Annotated in this window: 20 protein-coding genes; 18 read left to right on the forward strand and 2 right to left on the reverse strand. The window is 50.1% G+C overall.

Features of this window, described 5'->3' with window-relative positions; all coding sequences use genetic code 11:
* The 11 genes from AB4Z33_RS21715 to thiI form a co-directional block, all read left to right on the forward strand.
* Positions 1–1,195, forward strand: a 1,195-nt coding sequence (locus AB4Z33_RS21715; protein WP_442051888.1) for an HSP90 family protein, incomplete at its 5' end; no start/stop codon positions are given.
* Positions 1,192–2,235 (forward strand): hypothetical protein, encoded by a 1,044-nt coding sequence (locus tag AB4Z33_RS21720; RefSeq protein WP_442051889.1) that lies wholly within the window; start codon positions 1,192–1,194, stop codon positions 2,233–2,235. The genes AB4Z33_RS21715 and AB4Z33_RS21720, both read left to right, overlap by 4 nt.
* A 73-nt stretch (positions 2,236–2,308) precedes the next feature.
* Positions 2,309–3,223 (forward strand): prenyltransferase, encoded by a 915-nt coding sequence (locus AB4Z33_RS21725; protein WP_442051890.1) that lies wholly within the window; start codon positions 2,309–2,311, stop codon positions 3,221–3,223.
* 33 nt (positions 3,224–3,256) lie between these two features.
* Complete coding sequence (locus AB4Z33_RS21730; RefSeq protein WP_442051891.1) at positions 3,257–3,985, forward strand: DUF6081 family protein; 729 nt, start codon at positions 3,257–3,259, stop codon at positions 3,983–3,985.
* 26 nt (positions 3,986–4,011) lie between these two features.
* The gene (locus tag AB4Z33_RS21735; protein WP_442051892.1) at positions 4,012–5,421 is read left to right on the forward strand and encodes an ATP-binding protein; all 1,410 of its coding nucleotides are present in this window, start codon (positions 4,012–4,014) and stop codon (positions 5,419–5,421) included.
* Positions 5,408–6,091 (forward strand): response regulator transcription factor, encoded by a 684-nt coding sequence (locus AB4Z33_RS21740; protein ID WP_442051893.1) that lies wholly within the window; start codon positions 5,408–5,410, stop codon positions 6,089–6,091. The genes AB4Z33_RS21735 and AB4Z33_RS21740 overlap by 14 nt, the downstream gene beginning before the upstream one ends.
* 87 nt (positions 6,092–6,178) lie before the next feature.
* The gene (locus tag AB4Z33_RS21745; RefSeq protein ID WP_442051894.1) at positions 6,179–6,889 is read left to right on the forward strand and encodes a YwaF family protein; all 711 of its coding nucleotides are present in this window, start codon (positions 6,179–6,181) and stop codon (positions 6,887–6,889) included.
* Positions 6,890–6,987: 98 nt separating this feature from the next.
* Positions 6,988–7,620, forward strand: coding sequence for a nitroreductase family protein (locus tag AB4Z33_RS21750; RefSeq protein WP_442051895.1), 633 nt, complete (start codon positions 6,988–6,990; stop codon positions 7,618–7,620).
* Positions 7,621–7,771: 151 nt separating this feature from the next.
* Positions 7,772–8,473: a lytic transglycosylase domain-containing protein gene (locus AB4Z33_RS21755; protein ID WP_442051896.1), complete on the forward strand. Its 702-nt coding sequence runs from the start codon at positions 7,772–7,774 to the stop codon at positions 8,471–8,473.
* A 160-nt stretch (positions 8,474–8,633) separates the two neighbouring features.
* On the forward strand, positions 8,634–9,782 hold the full coding sequence (locus AB4Z33_RS21760; RefSeq protein WP_442051897.1) for a cysteine desulfurase family protein: 1,149 nt from the start codon (positions 8,634–8,636) through the stop codon (positions 9,780–9,782).
* A 2-nt stretch (positions 9,783–9,784) separates the two neighbouring features.
* Positions 9,785–11,005 (forward strand): tRNA uracil 4-sulfurtransferase ThiI, encoded by a 1,221-nt coding sequence (thiI, locus tag AB4Z33_RS21765; RefSeq protein WP_442051898.1) that lies wholly within the window; start codon positions 9,785–9,787, stop codon positions 11,003–11,005.
* 178 nt (positions 11,006–11,183) lie between these two features.
* Here the strand turns inward: thiI and AB4Z33_RS21770 are convergent, their stop codons facing one another.
* Positions 11,184–11,879 (reverse strand): TerC family protein, encoded by a 696-nt coding sequence (locus AB4Z33_RS21770; RefSeq protein ID WP_442051899.1) that lies wholly within the window; start codon positions 11,877–11,879, stop codon positions 11,184–11,186.
* 135 nt (positions 11,880–12,014) lie between these two features.
* On the opposite strand from AB4Z33_RS21770, the gene AB4Z33_RS21775 reads away from it, so the two are divergent.
* From AB4Z33_RS21775 to AB4Z33_RS21805, 7 genes are all read left to right on the forward strand, one after another.
* On the forward strand, positions 12,015–12,674 hold the full coding sequence (locus AB4Z33_RS21775; protein WP_442051900.1) for a TerC family protein: 660 nt from the start codon (positions 12,015–12,017) through the stop codon (positions 12,672–12,674).
* A 170-nt stretch (positions 12,675–12,844) separates the two neighbouring features.
* Positions 12,845–13,333 (forward strand): hypothetical protein, encoded by a 489-nt coding sequence (locus AB4Z33_RS21780; protein WP_337098594.1) that lies wholly within the window; start codon positions 12,845–12,847, stop codon positions 13,331–13,333.
* Between the two features lie 38 nt (positions 13,334–13,371).
* A complete protein-coding gene (gene typA / locus AB4Z33_RS21785) occupies positions 13,372–15,213 on the forward strand; it encodes a translational GTPase TypA (protein WP_442051901.1) in 1,842 nt (613 codons plus the stop codon).
* 70 nt (positions 15,214–15,283) lie between these two features.
* Positions 15,284–15,595, forward strand: coding sequence for a YlaH-like family protein (locus AB4Z33_RS21790; protein ID WP_442051902.1), 312 nt, complete (start codon positions 15,284–15,286; stop codon positions 15,593–15,595).
* Complete coding sequence (locus AB4Z33_RS21795; RefSeq protein WP_442051903.1) at positions 15,592–15,864, forward strand: hypothetical protein; 273 nt, start codon at positions 15,592–15,594, stop codon at positions 15,862–15,864. Before AB4Z33_RS21790 ends, AB4Z33_RS21795 begins: the two co-directional genes overlap by 4 nt.
* 17 nt (positions 15,865–15,881) lie before the next feature.
* A complete protein-coding gene (locus AB4Z33_RS21800; protein ID WP_442051904.1) occupies positions 15,882–16,931 on the forward strand; it encodes an LCP family protein in 1,050 nt (349 codons plus the stop codon).
* A 74-nt stretch (positions 16,932–17,005) separates the two neighbouring features.
* Positions 17,006–17,236 carry a hypothetical protein gene (locus AB4Z33_RS21805; protein WP_442051905.1) on the forward strand — a complete coding sequence of 77 codons (231 nt, stop codon included), beginning with the start codon at positions 17,006–17,008 and terminating at the stop codon, positions 17,234–17,236.
* Positions 17,237–17,308: 72 nt separating this feature from the next.
* On the opposite strand, the gene AB4Z33_RS21810 is transcribed toward AB4Z33_RS21805, so the two are convergent.
* The gene (locus AB4Z33_RS21810; protein ID WP_442051906.1) at positions 17,309–17,854 is read right to left on the reverse strand and encodes a YhcN/YlaJ family sporulation lipoprotein; all 546 of its coding nucleotides are present in this window, start codon (positions 17,852–17,854) and stop codon (positions 17,309–17,311) included.
* Between the last annotated feature and the right edge of the window lie 18 nt (positions 17,855–17,872).

The following is a 17,872-nucleotide window of genomic DNA, read 5'->3' on the forward strand; positions in this document are numbered from 1 at the left end:
GCGAAATATTAACGGTGCGCTGCCGCCTTGGCAATTGGACCCTCAGCATGCGCTGGAATATGGCGAGGCTCAGCTCGGCCACCGGTTTCTAGAGGCCGTTCCGATCAAGTCGCTGATTGGTGAAGCGGAAGGCACGGCCTATATTTTGCCCTATGCGGTAAGTCTGCAAGCAGAGAAGAAGCATAAAGTATATGTGAAACGGATGCTGCTCTCCGATCAGATGAGTCAAATATTGCCCGAATGGGCTTTTTTCGTCACATGCATCGTGAATGTGGGAGGGCTGAAGCCTACCGCATCGCGGGAGTCGTTTATTGAGAACGAGCTGTTCTATACCGTCCGAGATGAGCTGGGACAATGTCTGAAGCGCCATCTGATGATGCTGGCTCTGACTGATCCCGATTTGTTCGAGAAAATCGTGAAGATTCATTACGTTTCGCTGAAGGCTTTGGCTGTAGAGGATAACGAGTTGTACCAGCTGTTCATTCGCCATCTCTCGTTCGAGACGCCTTACGGCATGATGCGCATGGGAGATATTTTGCAACACAGCTCCAATATCGTTGTTTCGTCGACTTTAGACGAGTTCCGTCAAGTGGTTCGCGTGGCGAAGGCGCAGAACGTAATGGTCATTAATGGCGGCTACGTGCATGACTTTGAACTTGTGCGCAAGCTGGAGGAGTATGACGAGAAGATCCAGGTAGGGGTCCTTGATCCGATTAACTTCTCTAATCTGTTCCAAGATTTAACGGCGCTTGAGCTTCGCTTAGCTTCGCCCTTCCTAGCGCTTGCGGACAAGCTTCTAGAGCGATTCCAATGCCGCAGCGCGGTGAAGCGGTTCGAGCCCAAAGAGCTTGCCGTTCTATATAATACGAATGAAGAATTCAACTTCTTGCGCATGGCGGAGCAGACGAGAGCCGAGTCGAATGAGCTGTTCGACAGTGTTCTAGATGTTGTCATTCATCAAATCCACGATGTGCCTTATGCAAGGCTTTGCTTTAATTACAATAATCCGATCGTGCAGCAGGCCATTACATGCGGCAACCCGGAGATGCAGAGGCTAAGTATCGAGACGTTGTATACCCAGTCGCTGCTGCTAGGGCATTATCCAATGAGCTCGGAGGAGATGCAACTGATGAACGAGTCATTCATGCGTTCTCTCTCGATCGGACTTGGTCAGGCAGGTGGCCATCAGGGATGAAGCAACGATACGATGAGCTGCGCAATGAGGCTTGGAGCCTGCCGGACGGCAAGCAGAAGGTGACGGTGCTGGAAGAGGCTGTTCGCATCGCCGATCTGTACATGTCGAAGGAAGAAGCTTATCACGCTAGAATGACGTATTCGGAGGCGGCGTTAGTGTCTGGCTTCGAGGAACGCTTCATCGTCTCCTTCGCCTGGTGCTTATCGCAATTCGAGAAACAGCCGGATCTATACGACAGTCACCAGATCATTTGGCATTACAAGTGGCTGGTCGGCATCATATGGCGGTTTCCGCAATTTGGAGCTGCTCAGATCGAAAACATCTTTGATGATTTTAAACGAAAATGCCTACAATACGGACACAGCCTGCGGCCTTATTATTCGAAAATTCATCTTTATGCGCTAGCGGGCGGGCATGCCGAGCTTGCCCAAACATATTATGAGCAGTGGAAAAAAGCGCCATATGACCAAATGTCCGATTGCCGGGCTTGCGAGCAAAATTTATTCGGCTACTTCCACTTAGCATCCGGTCGTTATAAGAGGGGGCTTCAGACATTGAAGCCGATATTAAGCGGCAAGATGTCCTGCCGTTCGATCCCGCAAAATACGTACAGCCATGTCCTCATGCCGCTGCTTGAGACCGATCAGCAGGAAGAGGCGGCCAAGCTTGCACGCAAAGGCGCGGGGATGCTGAAAGGCCCCGGCTACTTAGAAGAATACGGCAGACTGATCGGTTATTATTCTGCAACGGACTTGAACAAAGCGGCTAAACTGTTGGAGAGCACAGCCGAATATGTATTGAGCAACAAAACAGACTGGAATCGATTCCAATATTTGATCGGGGCCAGTGCGTTCTTTACGCTGTGGAATGAGAAGAAGCGGAGAAGGAAGCTGGTTGTTCACAATTCTTTCACAAGCGAATGGGTAGAAGCCGAAAGTGAAAGGCTGGCAAGGGCTTTCGATGCTCGCAACGGCAATGATTATTGTCAGGGCCAGCTTGCGCAAAAGATAAATCAAGTTTGGAAGCGTCGTACTCATTGATCGGACTGTTGACGACAATCGAATGGTAGTGGTTCAATTGTAATAACGACAGCAGAGAGGGTAATGATTCGATATGTTGAAACAATTTTTGAAAGCTTCACGAATTCGCGTAATTCCGGTCATGCTCATACCAATCGTTATGGGATCGTTGGCTGCTTATGTATGGGATGGCGTGTTCGATGTATGGCTCTTCTTATTGACCTTGATTGGCGCGGCATGCGCGCATCTGTTCTCCAATATGATCAATGATCTATGGGATTACTACAATGGGACGGATGAGGCTGCTCATGCTAACAAGGATGCCATCTCGACGAACTCGGGTTATTTGACCAACGGTACATGGAGCGTCAAAAAGTTCGCTTTCGTCACTTGGCTGCTGTTCTTTATTGCAGCGGTGTGCGGTATCATTCTTAGTATTTACAGCGGCTGGGAAGTTATGGTGTTCGCCGTTCTTGGCGCGCTGCTGGCCTACTTCTATGTAGCGCCGCCGATTCGCTTCGGTTATCGCGGCAAAGGCTACAGCGAGCTTGCTATTCTTTTTTCATTCGGTATTTTGCCGGTAGTCGGCTCGTACTATGTACAGACGCTGCTGCTCGATACGCGGGCGTTGCTGCTGTCGCTGCCGATCGGCTTCTTGACGACGCTCATCTTGTTCAACCATCACTTCCTGCATTGGCAGGCTGATCGCGAAGCCGGCAAACGGACGCTAGTTGTCGTTTGGGGCGAGCGCAAAGCGCTGCTTTTCTCGCAGGTGCTTATGTATTTGGCTTATTGTGCGCTCGCAATATGCGTCATTCAAGAAGCGCTTCCTGTTTATRCTCTGCTGGGCATTCTAACGGCTATTCCGCTTTATTTCGTATACGGTAAGCTGGGAACTCGCAATGAATCGAAGGCGTATTTGCCATTAATGGGCGGCTCTTTGAATGCAACTATGCAATGCGGCGTTATTATGATCGTTTCGTTATTCATTCAAGGCATCATCCAATAATATCATTACACAACGAAGAAAGAGGTACACATCATGGACAAGCAATGGGTATTAGGCGACTTTCATACGATTCTAAACGAAGGCGAAGTTTGGAAAATGGGCGGTTTTCCATTGCCTGACGGCAGCTTTTGGCAATATCGCGAGCCTGACGCGGTAGTTATCGTCCGCAATGGACTGCTCTATGTACGGGCACCGCTCAGCCGAAGCCATGACCGTATCCAAATTCTGGACAACGCCAAGCATATGTATTACTCGGCAGAACCGGTTATCGTGCCGGAGGGCGGAGAGATCAGCTTCGAGCTTCAAATACGAGCACGCGCGCAAAATACGGCTAAGGACGATCTGTACGACGGCTTCGTATCCTTGAACCTGCTCGATTTCACAACAGGCGGGGCGCTTGATTTCTTCGCATCGCCGGACAAGTATGCAAGCGTGTATGCCGTATTGCCGTTTCCAGGTGTGAAGGTGCCCGAGACCGATCAGACGCGGTATTTCTGCGTATTTAAAGAAGATACCGACTTCGATGCCGGACAGTTCAATACGTATAAGATCGTATACAACCAAGCCAAGGACGAAGTCGTGTTTTATGTAAACGGCAGAGAAGTGCGCCGCGAGCAGAACGTTCCGGTTAAGTTCAATCAATTCGTAGTCGCGCTCGGGATTATGACCGAGAAAGATCTCACGCCTGAAGGCAGTGTCTCCGTGCACGGCCAGACGGTTATCGGAGAATGGTCGCCGGTAACGATCGAGATCAGTTCATAGTATCAGATACGCAAAGGAGCTAACGCATGCTGTTCGTTCTAATCGMATTATGGGCCATAGCGGCCATCTTATGGTTATCCGATCGCCGCTCGGACATTAATCGTCGATTAGGCGCCGTTGCATTCAGCGGCGGCGCAGGTGCGCTGGCGGCCGTTCTTGATTTAAGCTGGATTCCGGCGGCGACAGAGGCTGGAATGAGCATCAGCGGCCAGCAGATGCTCTATTACGTGCAGGCCGTATCGTCCTTGACGTCTTATTACGGTCTGCCGTATTTTTTCCTATTATTCGCAATAGCCTATCATCGCATTCGWATGCCTCTCGCTTTATATAAGCTGGTGCAATGGCTCCTTGCACTCCCCATTTTGTGCTGTATCCTATTCACGCCGTTTTACAACGAAATGTATCCGATTACGTTCAAGCTAGTTGTATGGTGGGCCGTTCCGTATATCTTGTTCGGAACAGTGCTCATATTGCTGAAGCGTCAGCCTTACGCGGCTTTGTCCAGAAAGCACTGGATCGTATGTTCGGCTGTATTGCCGCCCGTCTTGTTCAGCATGGTGATGAATTATGTGCTTCCAAGTATGGGGATGCTTCGAATGTGGGTATATAATACATGGTTCGTAGGATTAGGCGCGACCGTATTTGTCGTAGGTTTGTTCACTTACGGCTTTATGGGAGTGAGAGTGCTGATTGACCGGCGAAGATTCGATACGACGTATCGTGCAGTCACTTCAGGCACGGCGATCTTGAACCATGCAATCAAGAACGATGCTGCAAAGATGCGATTGTTCTCCGAGAAAATGAAGGCGTATGCAATCGAGACGAATCAAGCGGAGCTGCTGGCAGATATTGAGACGGTGCTGTCAGCGTCGAAGCATATGCAGGATATGGTAGGAAGAGTGCATCGGCGTACGGAGGACTTGACGTTAAAGCCTCAGCGGGAGCAGATCGCGGATGTTGTGATCCGAACGGTGAAGCCCATTGAGGCGCTCTATCCCCGTGCGAGCTTCCAGCTTGCGCTTGCGGAAGGTTGGAACGCAATGATCGATTCGGCTCAGATTGGCGAAGCGCTTGGCAACCTTGTTGTAAATGGGGTGGAGGCAATGAAGGGCGAGGGCGAACTGCGCATTACATTAAGCGAGCAGAAACGCGAGCTTGTCATTGAAGTCCGTGATTCAGGTGCGGGAATGGACAAAAGCCAAATAGCCAAAGCGTTTGAACCTTTCTATACAACGAAAGCCGGCAGCGGTTCGAACTTCGGATTAGGTTTGCCATATGCGTTCCAAGTGATGCGAAAGCATAGGGGAGCGCTTCATGTGATGAGCAGACCGGGGCAAGGCACATCGGTGCTTATGGCGTTTCCTAAGAAAGCGATTCAGGCAGCGAAGACAGAATCGCTCATGAAGAAGGGGGCGGAAGCTCATGCCGTCGATTAAAGTATGGATAATAGAAGATGATCTGGATTGGCTTCGAGGTTTGACGGCCTTCTTGAACAAAGAGCAGGATATCGAGGTCGTATGGACCGAATCCGATCCGCAGCAAGCTCGTCAAATGATTCAGTCACAGACGATGGATGCCGCAGATGTGATCTTGATGGATATTATGATGGAAGGGCGGCCTGAAGGAATTGAGCTTGCCGACGAGGCTAGCAGGCGAACAGGGGCCCGCGTCATCATGCTGACATCCATGGAAGAGAAGGAACTCATCTTTCGATCATTCCAAGCTGGCGCGATCGATTATCAGATCAAATCGGACTTTGAGACGTTGCCGGCAGCTGTTAGGGCAGCTTACGCGAAGCAGTCGACGATTAGCGCAGCGGCAGCCGAGCAGATGCGGGAGGAATTCCGAAGGCTGAAGCTTGTCGAGCGTGAGTTCGAGGTGAAGAAGGTCGAAGATTTGATTACACCTTCGGAGATGCAGCTCCTGAATTTGATCGACCAAGGTTATTCGCAGACACAGATCGCCGATAAGCTCTTCGTGTCGCTGCGAACAGTAAAAAATCACGTCAACCATATATTAAAGAAGCTGCACCTGCCCGGATCGAAGGAAGCGGCGAAGAAAGTAAAGGATTTAGGGCTGTTAAATAAGGAGGATGGTACCAAATAAACTTGGTACTATTTTTTTTGCCCTAATATTGCAAAAATAAGGAAAGAAGTACAAAGTTGAGATCCGTAAAGGGAAGGATCGTGTGCCATGTCGTTCGAAATGTTTACCACCGCGCACTACGCTGCGTTGCTGTCGGCGATTATTGTCTTCGCAAGCATCTTCTTGATGCGCAAGAAGCTTCGCGTGCCTGCTGTTAACCGATATTTCCGCATCGCGTTGGCAGTGGTGCTTATAAGCTGTGAAKTCGCGCTCCAGGCTTCTTACATCATCGAAGACGAGTGGTCATTCGGATCGCTTCCGCTTCAGCTGTGCAGTATTACGCTTCTTATTTCGGCCGTGCTGCTCTTGACCGGCAGCAAACGGTTGTATGACATTGTCATTTTCCTTGGGATCCTGGGAGCGATGCAAGCGTTAATAACGCCGAATCTCGATTGGGGTTTCCCGCACTTTAGGTACTTCCATTTCTTCATTGCGCATATTGGCATCATTGCCGCTGGATTGTTTATCCTTGTCATTGAACGATACAAGCCGACATATAAGTCCGTCTTGCGCGCATGGGTCTGGCTGCACGTATTGGCGATTCCGGCGGCGTTAACGAATTATTTGACGGGCTATACGAACTTTATGTTTTTGGCGCGTAAGCCTGGAACGGCATCATTGCTGGATATGCTTGCGCCATGGCCTTGGTATATTTTGCAACTGGAGGTCGTTGTTGCAATGCTGTGTGTATTGCTCTTATGGAGTGTGGCACTGGTTCGCAGGATTTATAGATTGAAAGGCATTAAAGACCGGATCTAATCCTGTGAGGAATGCCTATCCTTTCTAGACTAATGGCGAAGAGGCTGGGGAAAATAAATTGTCGTCCTAAACCATTCAACCGAAAGGCAGGAGAGGCAATGACAGCTAACACCGCAATGAATGAGACGGGGACATCGGCTGCTTTCATGGAAGCCGTAAAGCACCGTCGCAGCATTTACGGCATAAGCAAGCAATCCGATATTTCAGACGAGAAGATCGCTCAGATCGTGCAAGATGCCATTAAGCATACGCCATCTGCCTTCAACTCGCAGAGTGCGCGAATTGTTCTGCTGCTCGGGGCAAACCATGATAAGCTCTGGGATCTTACGACGAGTACGCTGCAAGGCGTCGTTCCTGCCGATAATTTCGAGCCAACCCAGCAGAAGATGGATAGCTTTAAGAACGGTTATGGCACCGTATTGTTTTTCGAGGATCAGACAGTCATTGACGGTCTTATGAAAAGCTTTCCCGCTTATGCGGAGAACTTTCCGCTATGGTCCCAGCAATCATCCGGCATGCATCAATTTGTCGTGTGGACAGCGCTCGAGAATGAAGGATTCGGAGCATCTCTCCAACATTATAATCCGCTCATTGACKATCAGGTAAAGGCGGCATGGTCCATTGCAGATTCTTGGAAGCTGGTTGCACAGCTGCCATTCGGCAAACCAACCTCACCTGCAGGAGAGAAGGAATACAAGCCGATCGAAGAGCGTGTCAAAATCTTCAAGTAATCAAGTCGCCGTTCGAAGCGTGATCGCTTTGAGCGGCGATTTTTATTTGCAACTGGCGGTTCGCTCTAAAAAGCGATACAATAAAAACCGATATAACAGACATACGTAAATATCCTTTAACATATGAAGGTACATAGCTAGGGAGGTAATTATGAGCATTGACCCACGACAGATGAAAGCTTTACTGCAGCTTCAGCTTGCTCCGAGCGTTGACTTTAAAGCGAATTCCAATCCGCTTACGAAGACGGAGACGGACGGCACACCTTCCTTATTCGATACGTTATTATCGCAATATATGAGCGGCGCGACGGAGACAGGCACAGATGTTGCTTCGACGCTTCCGACCGATCTGTTATCGCAGCTATCGTCGCTTGGCAGCCTTAGCGGTCTAAGCAGCTTATCCGAGCTTGGCCTTTCCGACAGCTTTCCGGATGCAGAATGGACGGGCTCTGGACAATATGATTCGCTAATCCAGCAAGCCTCGGCTAGATTCGGCGTCGATCCATCCTTGATCGAAGCGGTAATTAAGACCGAGTCCGGCTTCCAAAGCGATGCGGTATCTTCCTCAGGAGCGAAAGGGCTTATGCAGCTGATGGATGGAACAGCTAGAGGACTTGGCGTCGGCGACGTGTTCGACCCGGAGCAGAACATTAACGGGGGAACGAAGTATTTGTCGCTGCTTTTGGGCAAGTATAACGGCAATGAGCAAGTCGCGCTTGCCGCGTATAATGCCGGACCGGGCAGAATCGACCGTTTGGGCATCGGAACGAACGAAGAGCTTCAATTAGCTATCGACAGCTTGCCGGAAGAAACCCAACGTTATGTTGTAAAAGTGCTTCAAGCTATGCAATAATTTAATTAATTTATCCGTGGAACGATTGTGCATGCCGCAGCTTGGAGGCGGAGTCGCTCCTGCTTGAGATCACGACAGTTGCCGCATCGCTAGCTGCGAGCGGCTGTCGCTGATCTTTTTGTTTTTATTGTAGGAAGAGCGTGAGAAGGAGGGAATAACGATGCTGTATTTTGACCATTGCGCGTCTACACCGCCCTATGATGAGGTCATTCAGACGATGATGGAAGTAATGAAGGCGCATTATGCGAACCCGTCATCATTGCATCAGAGAGGCACGGCAGCGGGCAAGCTGATCGAGCGGGCACGCTCGCTTGTGTCGGAGCAATTCGGCACGCGCGGCGGCGAGTGGATATTTACTTCAGGCGGTACCGAATCGAATAATATGGCGATCAAAGGCATCGCCAAACAATATAGCGGGCGAGGCAAACATCTGATCACGACCGCAATCGAGCATGCTTCTGTGTCCGAAACCTTTGCGCAGCTTGAGCAAGAGGGCTTTAACGTTACGTACTTGCCGGTCAGCGCCAGCGGTCATGTGAGCGTGGAACAGGTCGCAGAGGCATTGACAGATGAAACGGTTCTGGTCAGTGTTATGCATGTGAATAATGAAATCGGTACAATTCAGCCAATCGAGCAGATCGGACAATGGCTGAAGCAATATCCGAAAGTATTCTTCCATGTTGATGCGGTGCAAAGCATAGGCAAGCTGCCAATTGATATTGAACAGTGGGGTATCGATCTTGTCAGCGGATCGGCGCATAAGTTCCGCGGGCCGAGAGGCGTCGGCTTGCTCTATGTAAGAAACGGAATAACGCTGTACCCGCTGCTGACAGGCGGCTCTCAGGAGGAGGGCATGCGTTCAGGAACGCAAAATGTACCGGCGATTGTCGCTGCAGCGAAAGCTCTTCGGATGACTCGTGAGACCGAATCCGTAAGACGAGCAAACATGTCGGAATTAAGAGAGCAGCTTGTATCTATCGTGGCTTCCATTCCAGAACTGAAGCTGAATGGCGGCGCGCCGCTTGCGCCGAACATCGTCCATTTCTCTTATCCCGGCATGAAGCCGGAGGTCGTCATCCATAAGCTGGAGCAGCATGGTATAATGGCTTCAACGAAGTCGGCTTGTTCGTCGAAGGACAATAAGCCAAGCCAGGTATTGCTTGCGCTTGGAGCGAGCACGGAGCATGCTTCTAGCGGCATTCGGCTCAGCTTCGGCGATGAACACCGTACCCAGGACATCGATAGTGTAGGCAAGGCGCTGCGGCAGATTGTCGCGGAGCTTAAGCCGCTCGAGAGGAGATTGACTTAAGTTTGTTATACGATCAAATTATTGTGCGCTACGGCGACTTGACGATGAAGGGGCGCAACCGCAATCAGTTCGAGAAGCGGATGCTTCAGCAGGTGAAGCAGGCATTGACGCCGTTCGAGCGCGTCTCGTACTTCAAGTCGTTCGGACGCTTGTACGTCTTGTTGAACGGCCAGCCCTATGAGCCCGTTGCAGATCGCTTGAAGGATCTGTTCGGCATTACGACGATCAGCCCGGTCGTCAGTGTACAGTCGGAGCTGGAAGCGATTCGGGCTGCTGCCTTGACGCTTATGCAATCTATAGAAAAGCCGCCAGCAACCTTCAAAGTAAGCGTGAAGCGTGCGTGGAAAGGGTTTCCCCATAGCTCCCAAGAGATGAATCATCTCGTAGGGGGCCATGTGCTGCGGGCCATTGAAGATCTGAAAGTCGACGTCCGCAAGCCTGAGGTCGAATTGAAGGTGGATATTCAGGAGGAAGGCACCTACGTCTTCTGGGAAGTGATTCAAGCAGGCGGAGGCTTCCCGTTTGCAACGAACGGAAAGGCCATGCTGCTGCTGTCAGGCGGCATCGATAGTCCCGTTGCAGGGTGGATGGCGCTGCGCAAAGGGCTGGAGATCGAAGCGGTTCACTTCCACAGCTATCCGTTCACAAGCGAGAAGGCGAAGGATAAGGTCGTTGATTTAGCAACGCGGTTGTCTTATTACAGCGGCGCGCCGCTCAAGCTTCATCTCGTTCCGTTTACCGACATTCAGACGAGGCTGGCACAGCAGAAGAGCGATAATATCATTATTACCCTTATGCGCCGCGCAATGCTTCGGATTACGGATAAGTTGGCTGAGCGGAATGGGGCCGGCGGTATCGTAACGGGTGAAAGCCTCGGTCAAGTCGCCAGCCAGACGCTTGCTAGCATGAACGTCATTGGGCGGGCAACGGAGCTGCCGCTTCTCAAGCCGCTCGTGATGATGGACAAGCAAGAAATTATTCGCGAGGCGGAGAAGATCGGCACCTTCGAGACATCGATCTTGCCTTATGAGGATTGCTGTACGCTGTTCCTGCCGAAGTCGCCAAGCACGAATCCGAATTTGCGCATCGTAGAAAAAGTCGAATCGCTCATTCCGGAGCTTGGGGACATGATTGATGCTGCCATTGAAGGGACAGAGGTGCTCGTTCTTACCCCGAGCGGCGTACAGACGGTCCATACCGAAGGCGAGGACGACTGGTTCTAACTAGCATGGCTTCTTGCACTCGGTATCTATAAGAGCGTATTGCACTTACAGATACCGAAACAAACTTCATTACGCGCTGTAAGATCAAATACGCCGTTACACACAAGCGCAAGCGCAGGCGTAACGATAAAGTCAAAGAGCCCCGCCTAATGGCGGGGCTCTTTGACTTTATTCGGGATTATTTATCGCTTTGTAGGTTTTGGATCTTTTTCCTCTGACTGCGATTCGTAAGCCAGCCTGCTCCTATAACGATTACGATAATAGCGATGATGAAAGCCCAATTAACAAGCGGATATCGCTCGAAATATTCGGCGAATGATTTCTCGTGCGTAATCATTTTGGCTGCCGTATAGGCGAGGACGCCTGAGCCAATATACACGATCCACTCGAAGCGATTAATAAGCTTAATGAACAACGTACTGCCCCATACGACGACTGGCACGCTAATGAGCAGGCCGATAATGACGAGCAGCGTATCGCCATGCGCCGCGCCGGCGACGGCGATAACATTATCGATGCCCATTGCCGCATCGGCAATAATAATTGTGCGAATCGACTGCCACAGCGTATTGCCTGCCTGAATATTATCGTGTGCATCCTCCTGAACAAGCAGCTTGTAAGCAATCCATATAAGCAGAAGCCCGCCAAGTAAATTCAGCCATGGAACGGCCAGTAATTGTACGACAAGCAATGTCGCAATAACTCGAATGCCGACTGCGCCAACAGTTCCCCAAATGACCGCCCTTCGCTGCTGCTCCTTAGGCAAATTTCTTGCTGCAAGTCCGATGACGATCGCATTGTCGCCAGCGAGGATCAGGTCAATGAAAATGATCGTGGCGAGCGCCGACCAGAAATCGACCGAGAACAGATCCATTTGACCGCCCCCTCCAACTTGTTATCTTGCTGCGGCGCCTGCCGCCTGAATTCAGCCCTGTGGAAAGTATATTCATCAATCATGGACATATTCGCCATAGCTTGTTCATACCACTGATAAGAGGGGGAATGAGCATTGGACAGCGTACTTATTTTTTTGCAGATCGTCTTGATAAATGTGTTGTTAAGCGGAGATAACGCGATTGTAATTGCGATGGCGAGCGGACAGCTGCCGCCTCATCAGCGGAAGCGGGCGATATGGTGGGGAACGCTTGCAGCCGTCGGACTGCGGATTATAATTACGCTCGTGGCCATCAAGCTGCTGCAAATTCCGTATTTGCAAGCTGCCGGAGCGATATTGCTTCTATATATTGCCGTGAAGCTGCTTGCGGACGCGGGGAGCGGGCATGACGGACATGCTGTCAAAAAGGCGGGGAATCTCGGACAAGCCGTCTGGACCATTGTCACTGCTGACTTCATTATGAGCCTTGATAATGTGCTCGCGATCGCAGCGATTGCGAATGGCGATCTCATTCTCATTCTGCTTGGCATTGCAATCAGCATCCCGATGATCATATGGGGCAGCCAAATGCTGGGCGTGCTGCTGCAGAAGTTTCCGGCACTTTCATACATTGGCGCAGCGCTGCTCGGATATGCGGCAGGCGACATGCTTATGCATGATCCGGGACTGAATAACCTGCTATTCCACGGCTCGAAGGTGCTTGCTGAGGCGATTCCGCTGCTGTGTATCCCGCTCGTAATTGCACTCGCAACCGTCAGCAGAAAGCAGTGGTAACAGGCTTTGTTGTCATTACCGTTCGGAGCCAAAGACGGCTTGAACGGTTTTTTTTGTGAACAGGTATTGTTCACACTGGTATTTTCGTCGCCGTTCCATTAAACTAGTATAGATAAAAACTGTCGTCTTTCGTCAACATCTGCGAATGACTCGTAAGGAGCGGAACGAGAATGCCTAATAACAAATATTCCGCTGGAATTATTTTGCTGTTAGCCGGGGTCGTTATTTTGTTGGGCAAATTAGGAGTATTCAGCTTTATGGGGGCTATCTTTTGGCCGCTGCTCGTCTTAATTCCGGGAGTTCTGCTGCATGTGCTTTATTTCGGCAGACTTCTACCAGCAGCTGCTCTTGTCCCAGGCGGGATGCTTGTCGTCTATGCCCTGTTGTTCGTCGTTTGCAATTTATTTGGATGGGATAATCTGAAATATTTGTGGCCGCTGTTCATTTTCGGCGTAGCAGCAGGCCTTTACGAATATTATTTGTTCGGTTCATCCAGGCAACAGGTTGTGTTCAGGGCGGCTATTGCGCTTGCAGCCGCTTCGGCCGTATTTATGGTTCTTGTATTGATGTGGAGCTGGGGAATCTATGCAATTGCTGTCGTATTGATCGGGGCAGGCGCATGGATGACGATCGGCAGAGGAAGTCGCAGGCGTTGGTAAGGTAATAAATAAAAACAAAATGGAGTGGATTACAAGTTATGCAAGCAAGAGAGAATTTACGGAATATCGCCATTATTGCCCACGTTGACCATGGTAAAACAACATTGGTCGACAAACTGCTTCAACAATCGGGTACTTTCCGCGAGCATGAAGCGGTACAAGAAAGAGCAATGGATTCCAACGATCTGGAACGTGAACGCGGTATTACGATTCTAGCGAAGAACACGGCAATCAATTACAAAGACTACCTGATCAACATCGTGGATACACCTGGACATGCCGACTTTGGCGGCGAGGTTGAGCGGATTATGAAAATGGTTGACGGCGTATTGCTCGTAGTCGACGCTTTCGAAGGCTGCATGCCGCAAACGAAGTTCGTATTGCGCAAAGCGCTTGAATCGAAGCTGACTCCGATCGTTGTCGTGAACAAGATCGACCGTCCGAATGCAAGACCTTCTGAAGTGGTTGATGAAGTGCTTGACCTGTTCATCGAGCTTGGCGCGAATGACGAGCAGCTTGAATTCCCTGTCGTATACGCATCGGCGTTGATGGGTACGTCCAGTCTTGATCCTGAGAAACAAGATGAGAACATGGAAGCGATGTACGAAACGATCGTCAGCCATATCCCATCGCCTACGGAAGACGTAGAACAACCGCTTCAATTTCTGGTAACTCTGCTCGACTACAACGAATACTTGGGACGTATTGCGATTGGCCGCGTAAACCGCGGTATTATTCGTCAAGGTCAACCGGTTGCCGTTATGACGCGCGAAGGCGGCACGAAGCAAGCAAGAATCGAGAAGCTGTTCGGCTTCCAAGGCTTGAAGCGTGTTGAGATTGCTGAAGCAGGCGCTGGCGACATCGTCGCTATCGCAGGTATCCGTGAGATCAATATCGGCGAGACGATCGCTGATCCAACGAACCCTGAGGCGCTTCCTGTTCTGAAGATCGATGAGCCAACACTCCAAATGACGTTCCTTGTTAACAACAGCCCGTTCGCGGGACGTGAAGGCAAATGGGTTACATCCCGTAAGCTTCGCGAGCGTCTGTTCAAGGAGCTTGAGACGGACGTAGCGCTTCGCGTTRAAGAAACAGACAGCCCGGACGCGTTCATCGTATCCGGTCGCGGCGAGCTTCACCTCGGCATCTTGATCGAGAATATGCGTCGTGAAGGTTATGAGCTTCAAGTATCCAAGCCGGAAGTTATTATTAAGGAAATTGACGGTCAGAAGAGAGAGCCTTACGAGCGCTTGCTAATTGACGTGCCTGAGGAAARCATGGGCGCGGTTATGGAGAGCCTTGGAACCCGCAAAGCCGAGATGGTCAACATGATCAACAACGGCAATGGCCAAGTTCGTCTGGAGTTCATTATTCCAGCACGCGGCTTGATCGGCTACCGTACACAATTCCTAACAATGACTCGCGGTTACGGCATTATGAACAGCGCATTCGACAGCTATGGTCCGCTTGCGGGCTCTAATGTCGGCGGACGTCACCAAGGCGTGCTCGTGGCAAGCGAGAACGGCGTATCGACATTCTACGGCATGATGGGCGTAGAGGATCGCGGTATCCAGTTCTTGGAGCCGGGTGCAGAAATCTACGAAGGTATGATCGTAGGCGAACACACGCGCGAGAACGACATTATCGTCAACATCTGTAAAGTGAAGCAGCTTAACAACATTCGTTCCGCAGGTAAGGACGATACCGTTACGCTGAAAACTCCGCGCCTATTCTCTCTAGAGCAAGCGCTTGAGTATTTGAACGATGACGAGTATTGCGAAATTACGCCGAAGTCGATTCGTCTTCGTAAGAAGATCTTGAATAAGAGCGAGCGCGAGCGTGCGGAGAAACACCGCAAAACAGCTCAAGCAGGCGTTTAATAATGAAGATGGAGCTAAGGTTTTGCATCATGCAAAACCTTAGCTTGTACTTAAGGAGGAAGTTCGAATTATGCAGGAATGGCTAAGCGACCATAAACTCGTTTCTTATCTGCTTATACTCGGATTTACAATTTATATTTTCAACAAGGTGTTCCGGGCACAGCAGAAGCTGCCGTTGTTTAAGGAAATACTCGTTTATGCGCTCATTGCATTTGGTTCTTTCGTCTTGATGATCTTGCAGGTGGATAAGCTGCCGATTATTCAATGCATGGGTATTGCCGTTCTTATGATGCTTATGCTTCGGGGCCGCCAACTCTACGACAAATGGAAAGGCAATAGGCCGGATGATGCATCCTCGCAGAAGGCGGAGCCTGGCAAATGAAGCTTGAGGACGCTCTATTCAATTGGCTGCAAATTCAGATCGTATCAGCGGCTAGACCCGAAGATGGAGCGGCCGCCGATACGCTTGCCTTTTTTGCGCAAATATTRGTAGAGGATCATCAGCTCGACCGTTTCGAGATCATGAAGACGGACGATACGATGATTCATCTGAGGTACGAGAAGGATGGACGCTCGAAGCTGCAGCTCTTTCCGCGTGAAGCGGCTGAGCAACTGCTGTCGGACATCGAATCCAATCCCAAATACAACTAAGCTTGAAGGTGGATACTATGAGTCAAGGATCGACTTCATTGCCTCCAAGATCGAGCTCGCGTCAAACGCCGTCCAATCAACCTAAAAAGCAGAAACCGAAGAAGAAACGTTCGATTCTAAAAACGTTTTTCGTTCTGCTGTTCGGGCTGCTGCTTCTCGTTGCGGCGGCTCTTGTTTATTTAGTGTTCAAGACGGATGACGCGATCAAACAGATTGGGGCAGACAACAACACTGTAGTCATACCTAAAGGTGAATCGGTTAAGGTGAAGCCTGTCGGCCTCGTGATCATGGGGCTTGATTCGCGCTCTCACGGCGGAGGTTTGAACACGGATGTCATGATGGTTGCGGCATTCAATCCAACGTCCAAGACGGCGACAGTTGTGTCGATCCCGCGCGATTCGAGAATCGATGTGGACGGCTACAAGACGCGCAAGGCTAACGGCTATTATGCGGCATTTTATAATACGGCAATTAAGGAAGGCATGGAGAAGGAAGCTGCTCACGCGGAGGCGAAACGCCATTCGCGCGAGATGATGAGCGAATTCTTCGGCATTGACGTCAAATATTCGGCAGTCATCAACTTCCAAGGTTTCGTCGATGTCGTCGATGCGCTTGGCGGCGTAGAGGTAGATGTTGATATGCGAATGAAATACAAGAGCAACGCGGACGGCACGGACATTGACCTACAGAAAGGTCTGCAGGAGCTGAATGGCGATAATGCGCTTGATTTCGTAAGGTATCGTCAATCGAATGACGGCAAGAACATGTCGAGCGACTTTGACCGCAATAGACGACAATCGGAAGTGTTAGGGGCACTTGCCGACAAGATGAAGTCGTTAAGCGGGATTTCGAAGATCGACAAAGTCATTGAGGCGGTTGGCGACAACATGACGATGGATATGCCTTCCAAAGAGATTAAAGCAATGATTGCAAGTTATTTCGGCATGGGTGGCGGGGATATTACGTTCATTCCGCTTGAGGGTAATTGGAAAAGTCCTTACGTATATTTGGATGAGCAAAAGCTGGATGAAGCGCGTACCGCTCTGCAAGCAAAAATGGCTGAATAACCGTAGACTCGGCTTAATAAACTGGGTATAATAATGCTACGCAAACCAATTTCCTATCTAAGGGAGGCTATGCGATGGTGATACCTATTCCAGTACGATTCGGACGAGAGAACGAGGTTAGAAGCAGCCTTTCCTTCTTAGCGAACGCTGATCCTTCTTGGTATTTAGCGAATGAGAAGGACCGTGATGCTATGCGTTGCGGCTTGCGCTTGTCCGCAGGCAAAGAGTTCCATATCATTGCAGACGATAAATTTGCAGCAGATAGAATGGAAGTACAAGTATCCGCCGCCATAGAGAAAGCCTAGTGAGCATTCACTAGGCTTTTTGCGTCTTTTGGACCGTATTTGCAAAATCTTCATAAGTTGTTTCAAAGAACTTTATTGCTTTTTATTATTTTTCAACTTCGGCTCTTGCTGACCATCGCCAGAATCTGGCATGAGATCTCTTGGCATCTGCGGGACGATACGTCCGATAATATCGGCCATCTCTTCAGCAAAGCCGGCAATTGGCCTTCCTCTTCGAATGTCGTCGCCGATCTCATTAATGCGTTGGTTAAGATCAATGTCTGCCGTCACGAGCGCATCGATTCCGTAAGGGTCCTTGCGGAAAGCTTCGGCAACCGAATATTTTAAGGTGCCTACCCGAGAGCGTTCGAGATTGGCGTCCACGTCAATGCCGACGATTGCCGTATTTCCGAATACGACGCAACGGGCATTTTTGACACYGTCGACGCCCTCAGCAAGCTGCTCCAAATGCTTCGCAACCTGTTCGGAGCTTTTTATTTCTTTTTTGCGCGGATCGGTTTGCTGGGCCTCCACGCGGCCATTATTTTGTGGAGAGGGTGATGTTTCATTACGTGCGACGGTGCTGCAGCCTGTCGCTACAATCGCAATAATGAACGCAGAAGCGAGCCATTTGAACATGAATTCCACCTCTTTTTA

Origin of the sequence: Paenibacillus sp. 2TAB19 (assembly GCF_052115185.1) — a bacterium.
GTDB lineage: Bacteria > Bacillota > Bacilli > Paenibacillales > Paenibacillaceae > Pristimantibacillus.

Excerpts from the sequence above, each read along its gene's own strand:
- AB4Z33_RS21720 (WP_442051889.1), top strand. The coding sequence starts at position 1,192 with ATGAAGCAACGATACGATGAGCTGCGCAATGAGGCTTGGAGCCTGCCG.
- AB4Z33_RS21730 (WP_442051891.1), top strand. The coding sequence starts at position 3,257 with ATGGACAAGCAATGGGTATTAGGCGACTTTCATACGATTCTAAACGAA.
- AB4Z33_RS21740 (WP_442051893.1), top strand. The coding sequence starts at position 5,408 with ATGCCGTCGATTAAAGTATGGATAATAGAAGATGATCTGGATTGGCTT.
- AB4Z33_RS21755 (WP_442051896.1), top strand. The coding sequence starts at position 7,772 with ATGAGCATTGACCCACGACAGATGAAAGCTTTACTGCAGCTTCAGCTT.
- AB4Z33_RS21760 (WP_442051897.1), top strand. The coding sequence starts at position 8,634 with ATGCTGTATTTTGACCATTGCGCGTCTACACCGCCCTATGATGAGGTC.
- AB4Z33_RS21770 (WP_442051899.1), bottom strand. The coding sequence starts at position 11,879 with ATGGATCTGTTCTCGGTCGATTTCTGGTCGGCGCTCGCCACGATCATT.
- AB4Z33_RS21780 (WP_337098594.1), top strand. The coding sequence starts at position 12,845 with ATGCCTAATAACAAATATTCCGCTGGAATTATTTTGCTGTTAGCCGGG.
- AB4Z33_RS21790 (WP_442051902.1), top strand. The coding sequence starts at position 15,284 with ATGCAGGAATGGCTAAGCGACCATAAACTCGTTTCTTATCTGCTTATA.
- AB4Z33_RS21800 (WP_442051904.1), top strand. The coding sequence starts at position 15,882 with ATGAGTCAAGGATCGACTTCATTGCCTCCAAGATCGAGCTCGCGTCAA.
- AB4Z33_RS21805 (WP_442051905.1), top strand. The coding sequence starts at position 17,006 with ATGGTGATACCTATTCCAGTACGATTCGGACGAGAGAACGAGGTTAGA.